The sequence below is a fragment of the Rhizobium brockwellii genome, assembly GCF_000769405.2.
In the GTDB taxonomy this organism is placed as follows: domain Bacteria; phylum Pseudomonadota; class Alphaproteobacteria; order Rhizobiales; family Rhizobiaceae; genus Rhizobium; species Rhizobium brockwellii.
In genome coordinates this window covers 727,364-743,039 of record NZ_CP053440.1, presented here as the reverse complement: position 1 = coordinate 743,039, position 15,676 = coordinate 727,364, and the positions used below count along the sequence as shown (strand labels likewise).

Sequence of the window (15,676 nt, the reverse complement as noted above, 5' to 3'; positions counted from 1 at the left end):
TGCGGCCTAATGCGGTTTTTGAATTTCACAGTAGACAATGCTGCGGTTTGAGCCGGGCCAAACAGACACCTTCACATCCGCCCCAGTCACGCTTTCACTGGCGATCAAGCCCATCTCTCGTTCTGACCGCAACAGCAGCGCCCAGTTCATAAATGTCTCCATATAGCCATCGACGTCCGTCTCCGGGGAGAAGTTGGCGAATAGGAATGTGCCGCCAGGCTTAAGCATGCTGACGCACTTCTTGGTCAGCTTTACGGCTACCGCGTCCGGCAAATAGTCATAAAGACCGGCGGCATAAACGAAATCGAACATTCCCAGCGCATGCCTTCCACCGAGCAGGGATTTGACCGACCCGTTCACCGCTTCGACGGACGTGCCGGCGAAATCGCGGGCGACAGTTCCAACGCTTATCGGGTCTTGATCCAAAGCGACCCAGCGTTTGATCGCCCCGGCGCTGAGAGCGCCCGACAAGGGGCCTTCACGAAGATGCCCGGCGGCGATGGCGAGGACGTCGGTAGAACCGGGCCGGGCCGAAGCGATTTCGTCAACGCGGCGAGCCAGAATGTCTCGACGCTCCCTCACCGCGACGGATGACGAAGCATTTCGAGTGTAGGCGTAGATCGAGCGTCCCAAAGTGCTCGCTGATAAGACGGCGTCCTCAATCTCAGGTCGGCCGTAGATGAAGTCGAGAAGGCGTGCGTCGCCAGAATAGCCGCGCGGCTTTTCGAACGACCAGCGGGTCAATGGATCTTGATGAAGATAGTGAGCAACCGGATGAGATTGCGCGATCGGCACGATGACGTCCCACACCTCCGGATGAAAGCGCCGCCGTATCTGATGCAAGGCGTCGGTAAGACGCTCGATGATCGCATTAGGCTCGACGCCGGATTTGAACTGACGGATCGACACGTCAAGGCTGAGGGCAAGCTCGGCTCTGGCAACGATCAGGTGGCCGGGATCTGGGGTAGCAACCCTCCTTGCGACCCGAATTTCGCCGGGCGCAACAAGACTTTCACCGTCCAAGACCAGGCTTTGTGCCATTTCGAGACCCCCTTGATATAGCGTTAAGCATAATCAACCTCGAAATAGGATGCGACTAGAATCCACACGGGATAAGGGTAATTCTACTCTTGCGGGTCAGATGCTACCCCTCTAACAAAGCTAAGCAATAAGACAAACCGGTTGCAGATTGCCGAACGCGATTTTGGAGGGCGCCGAAGTATGGCTTACTTTTCAACATACTTTAGATGGTTGTCAGGCCGGTGTTATTGCATGATCGCGCCTTACGCTAATGTCCAACACGACGAATCCACCGCCAGTTTTTCATTCGCCGAGGCCCTCAAGTCTCTGAAAACTGAAAATGATGCTGTCCGAAGGCGGAGCTCACGGCATGGTCTTTGGATCGCGGTTGCCGTTTATGTGGCCTTCGCACTTCCCGACCGATGGCTGATCCCCGATGTTGCCCCTGTGACGATCGCCGCGCGATTCGCCATTGCAACGATCGCGCTGCTGGCGTTCGAAATCTTGCGACTGGCAAATGCGAAAACCGTCTGGCTTGACATCACATGCGCCGCTGCACTGCTTGTGGGCTATGTAGGCTGGCTTTACCCGGCGATTGCCACCCGCGACGTCACCGCCATGTCATACTACATGATATTCGGCGCCATCTTCATGATGGGCGCCAACCTGTTTTTCAGTTTCCCGTTTCGGCTTTCGGTGATCACCTCGAGCCTCGTTCTATGCGCATTTTTCATTACGATCGTGGAATTTTTTCCTTCAAGCGAAACTTACAAGCTTGCCTTCGGGATGTTCTACATTTCGTGCTTTGTCTTCACGTCTTTTGTCAATTGGCGATTGAACGTGGAGCGTCGAAACGTGTTGCTGAACGCGGCAGAAGCTCGCCACCAGCACTGGGAGGCGTCCGAACGCGGAAGGTCACTGCTCGAGCTTTCACATACTGACTACCTGACAGGCATAGGCAACAGACGCGCGCTGGATCGGCGGCTCGACGAATGCTGGGCCGCCTGGAAAGACGAACGCCGCGACTTCTCCGTTTTCCTCATCGACGTCGACTTTTTCAAACGCTTCAATGACCGCTACGGACATCAGGAAGGGGACCGATGCCTGACTGTCATCGCCAATGCGCTGAAGGCGGTTGTCGGGTCGTCCGATGGCATGATCGGCAGGTATGGTGGTGAGGAGTTTATCGTGGTCTTGCCGGCTGCCCTTCCCAAGGTTGCGATGACTCTCGCCGAGAAAATCAGAATGGAAGTCGAGTCTCTTGCGATTGCTCACGACGAACGACCTGATGATATGTCGACCGTAACCGTCAGCATCGGCGTCGCCTTCACCCGCGAGAAAGTTGGAGAGAAAGTTGAACGAATAGTCCGTGAAGCCGACCTCGCTCTCTACAATGCCAAAGCAAGTGGCCGAAACTGCATTCGCAGTTTTGATCCGTTTTTGCCTCGCCCCGACGACCATGCTGGCAAACTCGTCCCGCTGCTGGCGGCCGCCATCGATCGCAAACTGGTCTCGCTCGTGTACCAACCGATCTTCGACGTGACGAACGGGAAAGCAAGAGCTGTCGAGGCTTTGATGCGCCTCAGGATGCCGGACGGCACCGCGGTTTCGCCGAAGACATTCATTCCCATTGCGGAACGAAGTGGAGCTATCCTCGAACTGGGCAGGTGGGCGATCGAGACGGCATGCCGGGATATACTGATGACCGATCGCATGGCGACCGTCAGCGTCAACGTGTCGCCGATACAACTGCGTTCCCCTGGCTTTGCTGCCAGTGTCGCTGATATCCTTGCTCGGTGCGGGGTCTGCGGGTCGCGACTAGCCTTGGAAGTCACCGAGGGCCTGGATATGGATATGCAGGCCGAGGTGCTTAAATGCATTGCCGATCTGCGGGCACTCGACGTCGAAATCTGGCTCGACGACTTCGGCTGCGGCTTCGCGGGCCTCTCATGGCTGAGGGCAATCGAGTTTCAGACGGTCAAGGTCGATAGAACCTTCCTGCACGACTGCTCGAACCCACGCGGTCTGATGATGCTTCAGGACATGATTGCTCTCATCCGCAATCGTGGGAATACGATCCTGGTGGAAGGCGTCGAAACTGCAGCACAATTTTCCCTTCTCAAGGATCTTCGCATCGACCGCGTCCAGGGCTTTCATATGGGAATGCCGGTTAGCGCTGAACTTCTGAGCGCGGCATAACTCGACCTCAAGATTTCCAGATGGCTCAGCACGTTGCCGATGATCGGTGCGTGGCGCATGACGTCGCTGCGGAATGCGAATTCGGGCGCCTCGGCCGAACCGACTACCTATACGGCAACCAAAGCAACTGGAGCCATCGCAACGGGGGCTGTGCCACCATTGTCAGAAGTCTTGCTTTTAGACGGATCACGCCGTCTGATGCAGCGAGGCAACGGATCGCTGAAGGCTGACGAATATTCGGCGGTTGAACCTGACAATGAGGATCGAGATGGATCACGCCAACAGCCCGCAAGCATCGGCGAGCGAAGATAAGGAAGCGCGCAGGCTTCAATACCTGACCTGGGAACATGTTGCGTCGGACCTTGATCATCCCGCTCACCTCTCTCGCAAGGCGGGACTCAGGAGATCATGCGGTGCGGAGTTGGCTGAGACGTCCTATATCGCCGAGCATGCCGCAGTCTTCACCGAAAGCCTGACGATGGGCGAGCGGTCCTGGATCGCCGGGCACGCGCTCGTTCGCGGCCATGTGATCCTCGGCGACGATTGCACCATAAATCCCTATGCCTGTGTTTCCGGGAAGGTCACGTGCGGCAATGGCGTGCGGATTGCTTCGCATGCCTCGATCGTCGGCTTCAATCATGGCTTCGACGATCAGACTATCCCTATTCACCGCCAGGGTGTCGTCAGCATCGGCATCGTGATCGGCGAAGATGTCTGGATCGGCGCCAATTGCGTGATCCTCGATGGCGCTACGATTGGAAATGGTGCGGTGATCGCCGCCGGAGCGGTGGTCACGGGAGACATTCCCGCCATGGCGATTGCCGGTGGCGTACCCGCCCGGGTGCTGCGGAGCCGGGGCTCGGCGCCGAAGAAATCCGGCACTGGCGACATCGAAGATCAATTGGTCAGGCTCGACCGGAAAGCGCAGGACCAGTGGCCGGACATTCTGGCACGCTGGAAAACGCAAGGGTCCTATGAATCGCTGGAAGCAGACGGCATCCGCAGACCGGCGATCCGGCATCTCTGCGATGCAATCGAGATCGCTGCCGGCTTCGGCCACCTGCCGCCCGATCTCGATGCGGCGGAGACCGTCGAGCGTCTCCAAGGTCTTCAGGACCGAGAGACCGGCCTTTTCCCGGAAGAACATGCGCACATGCATGGCAAGGCGCTGAGGGATGATCCAAAGGCGCTCTATAACGTCCTTGCGGTTGGCTATGCACTTGAACTGCTTGGTTCAGGTCCGCGCCAACCGGTCCATGCGGTCGAGCTCGAGGCCGGGGAACTGGATGAATGGCTGAGCGCCCTGCCCTGGTCGACCCGGGCATGGCACGCAGGAAGCGTTGTCGATGCGATCGGAACCGCCATGTACTTCAATGCGAAGTATTTCGGCATCAGGAATTCCCGGCAGGAACTCTTCGAGTGGCTGAGCCGCAATGCCAACGGCGTTTCGGGGCTCTGGGGTGAGCCGACCGCGGTGGAAGGATGGCTCCAACCGGTGAACGGCTTTTATCGCCTGACGCGCGGCACCTACGCCCAGTTTGGCGCGGCGCTTCCCCACCCGCACGCCTCACTCGAAACGGTTCACCTCAATTATCGCAACCACAAGGGCTTCGTTGCTGCGAAATACAATGCGTGCAACCTGCTCGATACGATTCATCCTCTGCTGCTGATTGCCCGGCAGACCGACTACAGGCGGGCCGACGGCGAGGCGATCGCCCGCAAGGTCATCTCAAGGGCGCTGGATAGATGGCGGGATGGCGAGGGATTCCCGTTTGCCGACGGTGCTGAACCGAGCTTGCAGGGAACGGAAATGTGGCTTTCCGTCATTCACCTGGCGGCCGATTTCCTGGGACTGGCAGATCGCTTCGCTTTCGTCCCGAAAGGCGTTCACCGGACGGCAACCGTGGGGCTGGGTTTGTGACCACGCTTCGATCACCCGTGCAATGATGCCGTCAGCCAGGCGGCGGCAAGGTCGCGTGCGTTGCTTCGCTTGGCTTTGACGGGCACGATCACATTGTAACGATCTTCCGCCGCGAGTTCGCCGCCGTCGACCTGCACCAGGGTTCCATCCTCCAGAAAGGTGCCCACCAGCATACGCCATCCCAAGGCAATTCCTTGGCCTGCGCGCGCGGCTGCGATGGTTTCGGTATAGTGGTTGAACCGAAGCGACGGCTTTATCTCGAGGTTGGCGCCGGTGAGCGAAAACCACTGCGCCCAGCTATACCAGGAACGATCGAGAACGTCCGTTTCGATGAATTCGTCGGCGGAGCCGAGCGCCCCATTTCCGCGACGCCTGAGATAGTCGGGAGAGCAGACGGGACAGATGACGTCGCCATGCGATGCGATGACTGTGCTATCGCTGAAGGGAGGCACACCATATCGAATTGCCACATCGACTTCTCCGTCATCGAGTGCGATCGGGCTGTCCTGGGATATCACCCGCACCAGGATGCCGGGGTTCGCACGGCGAAACTCGGCCAGCCGCGGCAACAGCCAGAAAGAAGAGAATGCAACGGTCGCCCCTATGGTCAACATGTCCTGGCTGCGCGACTGGAGCGCTTCCACGCTCTCGGCAATATCTGCAAAACTCTTGGCCAGCGTGGCTCCGAGGTTGGTGCATGCCGCCGTCGGCTCGATTGCCCGATGCTTGCGCACGAATAAGGGCTGGCCGAACTCCTCCTCCAGCAATGCAATCTGCCTGCTGACAGCCGCCTGGGTGACACCAAGTTCGGTCGCAGCCGTGGTGAAGCTCTTCTTTCTGAGCACCGCCTCCAGGGTCACCAGTGCCGTCAACGACGGGATCCGTCTTCTAAAGTGCATCACAGAACCCCTCATCGCATGATAAAAACTTATGCGAACCTAATTTTTTATGCCGTTGAAACAACCGCGTTGCAAGGGCAATCTAGGGAAACTCTCGCATAAGAGGTTCTGATGCTAAACAAGCTCCCATCGTCCATTTCGGCTCTTCTCGACGCTCGTGCCAACGGTCACTCGCTGCCGGCCGGTCTTTACGTCAGAGAAGACGTGTTCGAAGCAGACATCGACGTCTTCTTCCACAATCACTGGATCTGTGTCGGTCTCGATTGCGATGTCCCCGAACCCGGCGACGCCACGGTGATCGATATCGGCAGGACGAGCCTGATCCTTCTGCGCGACGATGACGGAGAAATTCGCGTCCTGCACAATGTCTGCCGCCATCGCGGCTCCCGCCTTCTCGATCCGGGCAAAACGATCGTCTCAAAACTTGTCTGTCCCTATCACACCTGGACATACGAACTGACGGGTGAGCTCAGCTACGCGCCTCACATGGGCAAGGACTTCGACAAGGAGTGTCGGAGCCTTAAGCCCGTCACTTTCAAGTCGATCGGCGGACTGATTTATGTCTGTCTTTCCGACAATCCGCCCGAGGACATCGCTCTCCTCGAACAGGCCATGACCGAGCGCCTTGCCCCCTACGACATCCGGAACGCGAAGGTTGCCTTCCAAACCGATGTCATCGAGGATGGCAACTGGAAGCTCACGATGGAAAACAATCGCGAATGCTACCATTGCTCCGCGAACCATCCGGAGCTCTGCGTCTCCTTCGTCGACCTCGACTTCGGCTTCGACCCGGAGACGCTGAGCCCGGAGGATCGCGAACAGGCCGAGGAGCATTTCAGGCTGTATGAAGAGCAGACGAAGGCGTGGGAGTCTGACGGCTTCCCCTCGGCTGCCGTCGAGCAGCTCGCCGATTGCGCCACCAACTTCCGCACCCAGCGGCTGATCATATCAGGCGCCGGTGAATCCCAGACCCACGATGCCACCGCCGCGTCCTCCAAGCTTCTTGGCCACATGACCCGCAAGGATCTCGGCGACATGCATCTTTGGGGCCACAACAGCTGGAACCACTTCATGGGCGACCATGCCGTGGTGGCAACCGTCATTCCGCTCTCCGCAGGCAAGACACTGGTCAGAACCAAGTGGCTGGTCCACAAGGACGCCGTCGAAGGCGTGGATTACGATCTCGACAAGCTGACGGATGTCTGGGTGGCGACGACCGACCAGGACGCCGATCTGGTTGCGCGCTCTCATGCCGGCGCGACGGATCCCGCCTACCAGCCGGGCCCGTATTCCCGCTTCTCCGAAACGAACCTCGACAAGTTCGCCAACTGGTACATCGACCGGATGCGCGCCCATGGATACTAGGAGTCCACAGACGCCCCTAGCCAGGGCCGCCCTTCATGACGTCTGGAATCCCGAGGAGGACGACGCGCTCGTCTGCCTCGACGTCCAGCAGGAGACCCACGACGTCAAAACATTCACCTTCGCCTCCCATGAGGGCAAGCGGTTTGCGTTCAAGGCCGGGCAGTATTTTCTGTTCGACCTCGAACACAACGGAGAGGCCGAAAACAGGTGCTACAGCATCTCCTCCTCGCCGCATCGGACGAACGCCTTCTCGGTGACGGTGAAGCGCGTTCCCGGCGGAAAGATCTCCAACTGGCTTCACGACACCCTGGTTCCCGGGGCATCAGTCAAGGCGAACGGCCCGCTCGGCCATTTCGTCAGGCCCGAGACGTCGGGACGTCAGCTTCTGCTTTTGTCCGGCGGATCCGGCATCACCCCCGTCATGTCCATCCTGCGTGAGATCGCCGACAGTTGCGAACCCGCCGACGTCGTCTTCATGCATGCCGGCCGGACGCCGCAGGATCTGATCTTTCGCGACGAACTGGCCTGCATCGCCCGCAGGCTGAAAGGCCTTCGCCTCCATTTCCTCCCGGAGACCGTAGCCGGCGAGCCGTCCTGGCCCGGTCTGACCGGTCGCATTTCGAAAGACTACATCCGGCTTGCGGTTCCCGATATCGCCGACCGAACCGTGATGTGCTGCGGCCCCGCCCCGTTCATGGCCGCCGCACGCACCATTGCCGCCGAGCTCGGCGTCGCCGCCTCGAATTACCTGGAGGAAAGTTTCGACGCCGCGGTGATCGACGAAGCCGAGATCCCTGCGGTCCAGGAGGCAGCGGCGAGGATCTTTCAGGTCACCTTCTCGAAGCAGGCCCGCAGCATCGAGGTAACAGGCGACCAGAGCGTGCTTTCTTGCGCGAAGAAGTCAGGCGTCAGGATCCCGTCCTCCTGTGCGAATGGCGTCTGCGGCACCTGCAAGTCGAAGCTGACGTCAGGCACGGTCGACATGAACCACAATGGCGGAATCCGTCAGAGGGAAATCGACGCCGGCTTCTTCCTGCCGTGCTGCTCAAAACCACTCAGCGATCTGGTCATCGAGCGCTGAACGCCGGCCACGTCACTCCCCATAACAGGCACTTGCTTAGATGTTGCAAGATCGCGAGTTCAGTGCGTTCTCAAAGCGGCTGCTCGATGCTGTGAGGGGGTCTGCCCAAATGTGCGCTTGAAGGTTCTCGTGAATTGCGAGGCGTTTTCAAAGCCGACGTCCAGCGCGATCTCGATCATCGGCGCCTTCGACTGGGCAAGGATCGATTTCGCCCGCTCCATACGAACACGATTATAGGCCTTGGCGGGAGACATTCCCGTCTTGTCGATGAAGATCCTCTCCAACTGCCGCCGTGACAGGCCAACCGTGGCGGCAAGCTTCTGTATAGACATGCTGCCATCGACGAACTGTTCCATCGTAATCATCGCCGCCTTGACGCGGGCGTCGTCATAGTCGTCGTAGAGCGGACGCCGGGGCTGTATGTCCGCTGAAGTCCGGGCCTTTTCGATCTGAAGGACCTCCAGCGCATTTCGTTCGGCGTCGCGGCTGATACATTTCCTGACCAGCAACGCCGCCATGTCGGCCGAACTGCTACCGCCTGCGCACGATCCGCGCTGGCGATCGAGATTGAAGAGCCGGTCGGAACGAACGCTGAGGTCAGGAAACCGCTCCCGAAACTCCTTGTAATGCAGCCAGCTCACACAGCATTCGTGCCGTTTCATCAGGCCTGCCGCAGCAAGAATGAACGAACCCGTGCACACGCCGATCAGCGGCACCTTCTTGGCGTCGGCCTGCTTGAGAAAGGTGATGGTCTGCTGGTCGACAGGGTTCTCCACCGTCAGAAGGCCGCCGACGACCACGATGTAATCGAACTTCGACGGATCGACGAAATCGGACGTCGGAGCGACCTGGACACCGCAACTCGCGGTGATCAGGTGCCGCGTGCTGCCGATCACCTGCCAGTCTGCAAGGACCCTTCCGGAACGATCCTGCTCGTCGCTGGCAAGCCGCAGCGTGTCCACGAAGAGCGCGAAAGCGGACAGCGTGAACGATCGCGCCAGAACGAAGCCTACCTTGAGCCGACCGGCCGACTTTGCGGCGTCGTCTGCCCGTCGATGCTGCTCGGGTCGCATAGTCATCTCCTTGCCGCTTGTAAGAGCGTGCTCATCGAATCCGAATGACATCCGCTAGAGCATGATGCCGAAAAGTGTGAAGCGGTTTTCGGGCGACATCATGCTCTAACCCTTTAAATTAGAACAGGATTCAGATTTTAGGCCGACCCGGCCTAAAATCATCCTGTTCTAGCGGATCATGATCGTCAATGAAAATGGTTTATCCAATGTTTCCATCGGCTTCGATCCGGCTAGCCTGAGCCGCCGGCAGGCCATCACGGAGTATCTCGATATCCGGAGCGCGGCGTTTTGTCGGGGAGCGCCGGCTCGGCGTTCCCCGGGGTCAATCACGCGGCCAGAACGCCGCTCTTCTTGGCCATCCATGTTGCGATGTAGTCCATCAGGCCAGGGTTTAGGCAATCGTAAGGCTCGAGACCTGATGTCCTCAACTGCGCCCTGACGGCGTCCATCTTCGCGGGGTCGAAGCCGCTTTCGATGATCGACGACACGAAGGCCGCAAAGCCCGGCTTCGCCCAGCCGCTCTCCTGAAAGCGTTCCGGATGGACGAACGACAATCCTTGGAACGGATGTTCGCGCACGACCGGCCCATACATATGCACGCCGCACTCCTTGCAGGCGTGGCGCTGGATCAAGGCGGTGGAATCGACGACGGCGAGCTTATCGCCATTCTCCTGAACTTCGACGCTTTCGGTCGGCGCGACCGCCACGACTGAAAAGACGAAGCCCTCGGGCTTCCAGCACTTCGTGCAGCCGCAGGCATGATTATGGGCGATATCGCTCTTGATCCTGACCCTCACGGGGTTGCTGGCGCACTTGCAGACGAGCGTCCCGCCTGCGAAAGCTGCGTCAGTCGCCCGAAAGCCTGAATCCACTGCCGGATGTATGGCTATGCTGGTCATGGGTTTCTCCTCCCCTTCTGGGCCGTTTGCGATATGCCCGGCCAAGCTCTGCAATCAGTCTCCCAATCTCCGCGCGTGCCAGCGCAGATGGTCTTCCATGAATGTCGAAATGAAGAAGTAGGAGTGGCCGTAGCCTTCCTGCATGCGAAGCCGCAGGCTGATGCCGGCCGTCTCGCAGGCCTGCCTGAGCTCTTCGGGGCGCAATCCATCCTCCAGGAAGCTATCCGCCGTGCCCTGGTCGACGAGGAATTCCGGGAACCGGTGCCCGTCTTCGATCAGCGAGCAGGCATCGTATGCCCGCCAGGCCGTTTCATCCGATCCGAGGTATTTCCGGAATGCCGGCTTTGACCAGCCGGAGACCGAGGGATGGCTGATCGGCGCGAAGGCCGAGCAGCTGCCGAAGCGTCCGGGGTTCTTGAGCGCAATTGTGATCGCGCCGTGTCCGCCCATCGAGTGACCGAAGATGCCCTGTCGCGTCATGTCGACCGGAAACTCGGCCGCGATAAGCTTGGGCAATTCATCGACGACGTAGCTGTACATCCGATAGTTCTGTGCGAATGGCGGCTCGGTGGCGTCGACGTAGAAGCCGGCACCCTTGCCGAACTGCCAATCGCCAGGTTCGTCCGGGACGGCATCGCCGCGCGGACTGGTGTCGGGGCAGACGACAACCATGCCGAGTTCTGCGGCTAGACGCCGATACTCTCCCTTTTCCATGACGTTCGCATGGGTGCAGGTCAGACCGGAAAGGTACCATAGAACCGGCAGCTTGCGTGCTTTGGCCTGCGGCGGCAGGAATACCGCAAAGGTCATGTCGCAGTCACAGACCTCCGAGCGATTGATGTAAACGCCTTGGGTGCCGCCATGAGAATTTTCGGTCGAGATCGTCTTCATGGCTTAGTACACGACCACGCCGCGGATGCTTTCGCCCTTGTGCATCAGCTCGAAACCCTTGTTGATGTCTTCGAGCGGCATGGTGTGGGTGATCATCGGATCGATCTGGATCTTGCCCTGCATGTACCAGTCGACGATCTTCGGCACATCGGTGCGGCCGCGGGCGCCGCCGAAGGCGGTGCCCATCCAATTGCGGCCGGTGACCAGCTGGAACGGACGGGTGGAGATTTCCTGGCCGGCGCCGGCAACGCCGATGATAATCGACTTGCCCCAGCCGCGGTGCGATGCTTCCAGCGCCTGACGCATCACCTTGGTGTTGCCGGTGCAGTCGAAGGTGTAGTCGGCGCCGCCGATCAGATCGCCGTGGCGCTTCGTCAGGTTGACGAGATAGGGCACGATGTCGTCGCCGACCTCCTTCGGATTGACGAAGTGGGTCATGCCGAACTTTTCGCCCCAGGCCTTGCGGTCAGGGTTGATATCGACGCCGATGATCATGTCGGCACCGGCAAGCTTCAGGCCCTGCAGCACGTTGAGGCCGATACCGCCGAGCCCGAAGACGATGGCCGTCGCGCCCATCTCGACCTTGGCGGTGTTGATGACCGCACCGATGCCGGTGGTCACGCCGCAGCCGATGTAGCAGATCTTGTCGAACGGCGCGTCGGGATTGACCTTGGCAAGGGCGATCTCCGGCAGCACGGTGAAGTTCGAAAAGGTCGAGCAGCCCATATAGTGATGGATCTTGTCCTTGCCGATCGAGAAGCGCGAGGTGCCGTCCGGCATCACGCCCTGGCCCTGGGTCGCGCGAATCGAGGTGCAGAGATTGGTCTTGCGCGAGGTGCAGGAATAGCATTCGCGGCATTCCGGGGTGTAGAGCGGAATGACGTGGTCGCCCTTCTTCACTGAGGTGACGCCCGGACCGACATCGACGACGATGCCGGCGCCTTCATGGCCGAGGATCGCCGGGAAGAGACCTTCCGGATCGGCGCCCGACAAAGTGAAATCATCGGTGTGGCAGATGCCCGTCGCCTTGACCTCCACCAGCACTTCGCCGGCCCGCGGCCCTTCCAGCTGCACGGTCATCACTTCGAGCGGTTTTCCTGCCTGAACGGCAACGGCGGCGCGAACGTCCATTTTGATATCCTTCCTCTTAAATTGAATTCTGATGCTACATATTCGAAGGGGCGGCTTCTCACCGATCTGCTGCTGCGTCACAGCCGAGATTTCATGCTCTCGCCTTCGCGCTTTTCATTCATCTCAGGCTCATTGTCGCCAAGGACCCCATCACCTCTCCCGCTCAACCTGGCACCAGACCGCTAGCAGCGGCCGGGCTGTGCATCTTATCGCGAAGGATTCGCCGGCGTCATTCGCAAAGACCGTACCGATATCGGCGGAGAACCACTCGGAATCGCCAAGACGGATTTCACCCGGCGAAAGCAGAATGAAGGCGCGGGGCTGCGTCTGAACATGGTCGGGAAATCTTGTATAGCGATCCATATAGATCACGCCGACCCTGAGATCGGCGCGTTCCTCCATGCCGCCGGGACCGACCAAGACTGCATGGGAGTGCGTATTGCCAAAATTCAGGCTTGCGAACGGACCGGAGCGGCCGCGTCTCCAGAGCAGCTTATCGGCGAGACTCTGGAACTGGCCGGCGATCGCCTCGTATTTCCGTCCCGATTTTGCAAGATGGCCGATGGCGTCATCAAGCCCTTCCGGCGCACCGGGAAGAGGCCCGCCCTCCGGACGCACCTTGCCGGTCTTGAGCAGTCTCTGGAGGACCTTGCCCGCGACGAAGCTGGCAACGGCAGGAGCCTCGGCCGACAACATCAGCCCGCCGACATCATTGAGGAATTCCTGCAACGGCCGAGAACGTCTTTCCCTCCCGATGTCGTGCAGCCGTATGTATGCCGGCTTCTCGTCATCGTGCAGGAGAAGGTCGGCACCAGGTTTGATTGGACGTCCCACGACGCGCGCCACGTTCGGTCTCCCCCGCTAGAGCGCCTTTTGCAATTCCGGCAGGGCGTCGAAGAGATCGGCGACCAATCCGTAGTCGGCGACCTGGAAGATCGGCGCCTCCTCGTCCTTGTTGATGGCGACGATCACCTTCGAATCCTTCATGCCGGCCAGATGCTGGATGGCGCCTGAAATGCCGCAGGCGATATAGAGCTGCGGCGCGACCACCTTGCCGGTCTGGCCGACCTGCCAGTCGTTCGGCGCATAACCGGCATCGACGGCGGCTCTGGATGCACCGACGGCAGCGCCGAGCTTGTCGGCCAGCGGCAGGATGACCTCCTTGAACTTCTCCGCCGAGCCGAGCGCACGGCCACCGGAAATGATGATTTTGGCAGAGGTCAGTTCCGGGCGATCGGAGGCCGACAGCGCGTCCCTGACGAAGGTCGACAGTCCCGGATCGGAAACCGCCGGGATCCCTTCGACGGTGGCCGAACCACCCTCCGGCGCAGAGGCGAAGGATGCGGTGCGCACGGTGATGACCTTCTTGGCATCGCTCGCCTGTACCGTCTGGATGGCATTGCCGGCATAGATCGGCCGCTTGAAGGTATCGGACGAGATCACCTCGATGATCTCCGAGACCTGGGCAACGTCGAGAAGAGCAGCGACGCGCGGCAGAACATTCTTGCCGACCGAGGTGGCAGCCGAGATAATCGTGTCGTAGCTTCCCGCCAGCGAGACGATCAGGTCGGCCAGCGGTTCGGCCAGATTGTTGGCGAGTTCATCGCTTTCGGCCAGCAGCACCTTGGAGACGCCGGCAAGCTTGGCGGCGGCATCGGCAGCAGGCTTGGCAGCCTTGCCGGCAACCAGCACATGCACGTCACCGCCGATCTTTATCGCTGCCGTCAGCGCCTTGGCGGTCTGATCGGACAGGCTTGCATTGTCGTGGTCAGCCAGAAGAAGAATGGTCATGATGATGGCTCCTGTTCCAGGCTGATTACAGCACGCCGGCTTCGTTTTTAAGCTTGTCGATGAGTTCGGCGACCGACTTGACCTTGACGCCGGCCTTGCGGCCCGACGGCTCCTCGGTCTTCAACACCTTGAGACGTGGCGTGGTGGAGACGCCGAAATCGGCCGGGCTCTTCTTGTCGAGCGGCTTCTTCTTCGCCTTCATGATGTTCGGCAGCGAAGCATAACGCGGCTCGTTCAAGCGCAGATCGGTGGTGACGACCGCCGGCAGCTTGATCTCGATCGTCTGCAGGCCGCCATCGACTTCGCGGGTGACCTGAGCCTTGCCGTCCCCGATCTCGATCTTCGAGGCGAAGGTCGCCTGGGCAATTCCCATCAGTGCTGCCAGCATCTGGCCGGTCTGGTTCGAATCATCGTCGATCGCCTGCTTGCCGACGATGATGAGGCCGGGCTGTTCGGCATCGGCGACAGCCTTGAGGATCTTGGCGACGGTGAGCGGCTCGACTTGATCGTCGGTCTCGACCAGGATCGCCCGGTCGGCGCCCATGGCAAGTGCCGTCCGCAGCGTCTCCTCAGCCTTGGCAAGACCGATCGAAACGACCACCACTTCCTCGCACTTGCCGGCTTCCTTCAGACGCAGCGCCTCTTCTACCGAGATCTCGTCGAACGGGTTCATCGACATCTTCACATTGGCAAGCTCGACACCCGTGCCGTCCGGCTTCACCCGGATCTTCACGTTGTAGTCGACAACCCGTTTGACTGGGACGAGAATCTTCATGGGCAACCCCCCTTTATTTCTAAACTGCTGGCCGTTCGGCAAGTAATGCCCAGAAGGCGAAGAGCGGCGTGTCGAGCGACCTCATGGCATGCTTGATGCCAGGGACATTGTAGAAGGATCCGCCGATACCAGGCGAAAACCAGTTCCCTTCCCCCTGCTGGAACTCTCCCTCGGAAAGCACGAGATAGACTTCCTCGGGCGAATGGTCGTGATCGGGATAACGCACGTGGGGCGCCATCAACGTCACGCCGATCCACAGGTCGCTCCGCTCCTCTAATCCTCCCGGGCCGATAATCATCGCATTGGCATGCCCATCGACAAAATTGTCGCTGGCCGTGTGGTCATACTTGGTGCGCCGACGCCATTCAAGCATTGGCTCGATGCCTTTGAACCCCTCGATCAAACGCATCAGCGAAGGATAGGACGTATCGACGGAAAGCGCCACATCAAGGAGAGCGCACACAGGCAATCGGCCTCCCTCGCCCGCACGCGCGGTTCCCGGGCGCTCCAGCGCCGCAGAAATCTGACGAATCGAGCGGCGAGCCTCCGGGGTATTCGTGAACTGGTCGAAAGCCACGGAAGCCGCATCCAGGAAAATCTGGAGGCTTTCATTGCGTAAACTCATGTCATC

14 protein-coding genes are annotated in these 15,676 nt (G+C 59.8%); 4 read left to right on the top strand and 10 right to left on the bottom strand.

Annotated elements, in window-relative coordinates:
• Positions 1-6: 6 nt before the first annotated feature.
• A complete protein-coding gene (locus RLCC275e_RS27075) occupies positions 7-1,041 on the bottom strand; it encodes a class I SAM-dependent methyltransferase (RefSeq protein ID WP_033183410.1) in 1,035 nt (344 codons plus the stop codon).
• A gap of 180 nt (positions 1,042-1,221) precedes the next feature.
• On the opposite strand from RLCC275e_RS27075, the gene RLCC275e_RS27070 reads away from it, so the two are divergent.
• Both RLCC275e_RS27070 and RLCC275e_RS27065 read left to right on the top strand, forming a co-directional pair.
• The gene (locus RLCC275e_RS27070; RefSeq protein ID WP_033183411.1) at positions 1,222-3,219 is read left to right on the top strand and encodes a putative bifunctional diguanylate cyclase/phosphodiesterase; all 1,998 of its coding nucleotides are present in this window, start codon (positions 1,222-1,224) and stop codon (positions 3,217-3,219) included.
• A 268-nt stretch (positions 3,220-3,487) separates the two neighbouring features.
• Positions 3,488-5,140, top strand: a complete 1,653-nt coding sequence (locus RLCC275e_RS27065) for an acyltransferase (RefSeq protein ID WP_033183412.1) — start codon at positions 3,488-3,490, stop codon at positions 5,138-5,140.
• Positions 5,141-5,151: 11 nt separating this feature from the next.
• Here the strand turns inward: RLCC275e_RS27065 and RLCC275e_RS27060 are convergent, their stop codons facing one another.
• A complete protein-coding gene (locus tag RLCC275e_RS27060; RefSeq protein ID WP_033183413.1) occupies positions 5,152-6,039 on the bottom strand; it encodes a LysR substrate-binding domain-containing protein in 888 nt (295 codons plus the stop codon).
• A gap of 111 nt (positions 6,040-6,150) precedes the next feature.
• Here RLCC275e_RS27060 and RLCC275e_RS27055 point away from each other — a divergent pair, with 111 nt between their 5' ends.
• Entirely contained in the window at positions 6,151-7,404 is a 1,254-nt protein-coding gene (locus RLCC275e_RS27055) for an aromatic ring-hydroxylating oxygenase subunit alpha (RefSeq protein ID WP_033183414.1), read from the top strand.
• The gene (locus RLCC275e_RS27050) at positions 7,394-8,485 is read left to right on the top strand and encodes an FAD-binding oxidoreductase (RefSeq protein WP_033183415.1); all 1,092 of its coding nucleotides are present in this window, start codon (positions 7,394-7,396) and stop codon (positions 8,483-8,485) included. Before RLCC275e_RS27055 ends, RLCC275e_RS27050 begins: the two co-directional genes overlap by 11 nt.
• Before the next feature lie 59 nt (positions 8,486-8,544).
• On the opposite strand, the gene RLCC275e_RS27045 is transcribed toward RLCC275e_RS27050, so the two are convergent.
• The 8 genes from RLCC275e_RS27045 to RLCC275e_RS27010 all read right to left on the bottom strand — a co-directional run bounded on the left by RLCC275e_RS27045 (position 8,545) and on the right by RLCC275e_RS27010 (position 15,670).
• Positions 8,545-9,558, bottom strand: a complete 1,014-nt coding sequence (locus tag RLCC275e_RS27045) for a GlxA family transcriptional regulator (RefSeq protein WP_033183416.1) — start codon at positions 9,556-9,558, stop codon at positions 8,545-8,547.
• Positions 9,559-9,884: 326 nt separating this feature from the next.
• Complete coding sequence (gene gfa, locus RLCC275e_RS27040; protein WP_033183417.1) at positions 9,885-10,457, bottom strand: S-(hydroxymethyl)glutathione synthase; 573 nt, start codon at positions 10,455-10,457, stop codon at positions 9,885-9,887.
• A gap of 54 nt (positions 10,458-10,511) precedes the next feature.
• Entirely contained in the window at positions 10,512-11,348 is an 837-nt protein-coding gene (gene fghA, locus RLCC275e_RS27035; RefSeq protein WP_033183418.1) for an S-formylglutathione hydrolase, read from the bottom strand.
• Between the two features lie 3 nt (positions 11,349-11,351).
• A complete protein-coding gene (locus RLCC275e_RS27030) occupies positions 11,352-12,479 on the bottom strand; it encodes an S-(hydroxymethyl)glutathione dehydrogenase/class III alcohol dehydrogenase (RefSeq protein WP_033183419.1) in 1,128 nt (375 codons plus the stop codon).
• 150 nt (positions 12,480-12,629) lie between these two features.
• Positions 12,630-13,325 (bottom strand): dimethylsulfonioproprionate lyase family protein, encoded by a 696-nt coding sequence (locus RLCC275e_RS27025; protein WP_033183420.1) that lies wholly within the window; start codon positions 13,323-13,325, stop codon positions 12,630-12,632.
• 15 nt (positions 13,326-13,340) lie between these two features.
• A complete protein-coding gene (locus RLCC275e_RS27020) occupies positions 13,341-14,270 on the bottom strand; it encodes an electron transfer flavoprotein subunit alpha/FixB family protein (RefSeq protein WP_033183421.1) in 930 nt (309 codons plus the stop codon).
• A gap of 25 nt (positions 14,271-14,295) precedes the next feature.
• Positions 14,296-15,045, bottom strand: a complete 750-nt coding sequence (locus RLCC275e_RS27015) for an electron transfer flavoprotein subunit beta/FixA family protein (protein WP_033183422.1) — start codon at positions 15,043-15,045, stop codon at positions 14,296-14,298.
• Between the two features lie 19 nt (positions 15,046-15,064).
• Positions 15,065-15,670: a dimethylsulfoniopropionate lyase gene (locus RLCC275e_RS27010; RefSeq protein WP_033183423.1), complete on the bottom strand. Its 606-nt coding sequence runs from the start codon at positions 15,668-15,670 to the stop codon at positions 15,065-15,067.
• Between the last annotated feature and the right edge of the window lie 6 nt (positions 15,671-15,676).

Coding starts and splice junctions, on each gene's coding strand:
- RLCC275e_RS27070 (WP_033183411.1), top strand. CDS start 1,222: ATGGCTTACTTTTCAACATACTTTAGATGGTTGTCAGGCCGGTGTTAT.
- RLCC275e_RS27075 (WP_033183410.1), bottom strand. CDS start 1,041: ATGGCACAAAGCCTGGTCTTGGACGGTGAAAGTCTTGTTGCGCCCGGC.
- RLCC275e_RS27050 (WP_033183415.1), top strand. CDS start 7,394: ATGGATACTAGGAGTCCACAGACGCCCCTAGCCAGGGCCGCCCTTCAT.
- fghA (WP_033183418.1), bottom strand. CDS start 11,348: ATGAAGACGATCTCGACCGAAAATTCTCATGGCGGCACCCAAGGCGTT.
- RLCC275e_RS27030 (WP_033183419.1), bottom strand. CDS start 12,479: ATGGACGTTCGCGCCGCCGTTGCCGTTCAGGCAGGAAAACCGCTCGAA.
- RLCC275e_RS27010 (WP_033183423.1), bottom strand. CDS start 15,670: ATGAGTTTACGCAATGAAAGCCTCCAGATTTTCCTGGATGCGGCTTCC.
- RLCC275e_RS27055 (WP_033183414.1), top strand. CDS start 6,151: ATGCTAAACAAGCTCCCATCGTCCATTTCGGCTCTTCTCGACGCTCGT.
- RLCC275e_RS27015 (WP_033183422.1), bottom strand. CDS start 15,045: ATGAAGATTCTCGTCCCAGTCAAACGGGTTGTCGACTACAACGTGAAG.
- RLCC275e_RS27060 (WP_033183413.1), bottom strand. CDS start 6,039: ATGCACTTTAGAAGACGGATCCCGTCGTTGACGGCACTGGTGACCCTG.
- RLCC275e_RS27045 (WP_033183416.1), bottom strand. CDS start 9,558: ATGCGACCCGAGCAGCATCGACGGGCAGACGACGCCGCAAAGTCGGCC.
- RLCC275e_RS27020 (WP_033183421.1), bottom strand. CDS start 14,270: ATGACCATTCTTCTTCTGGCTGACCACGACAATGCAAGCCTGTCCGAT.
- gfa (WP_033183417.1), bottom strand. CDS start 10,457: ATGACCAGCATAGCCATACATCCGGCAGTGGATTCAGGCTTTCGGGCG.
- RLCC275e_RS27065 (WP_033183412.1), top strand. CDS start 3,488: ATGGATCACGCCAACAGCCCGCAAGCATCGGCGAGCGAAGATAAGGAA.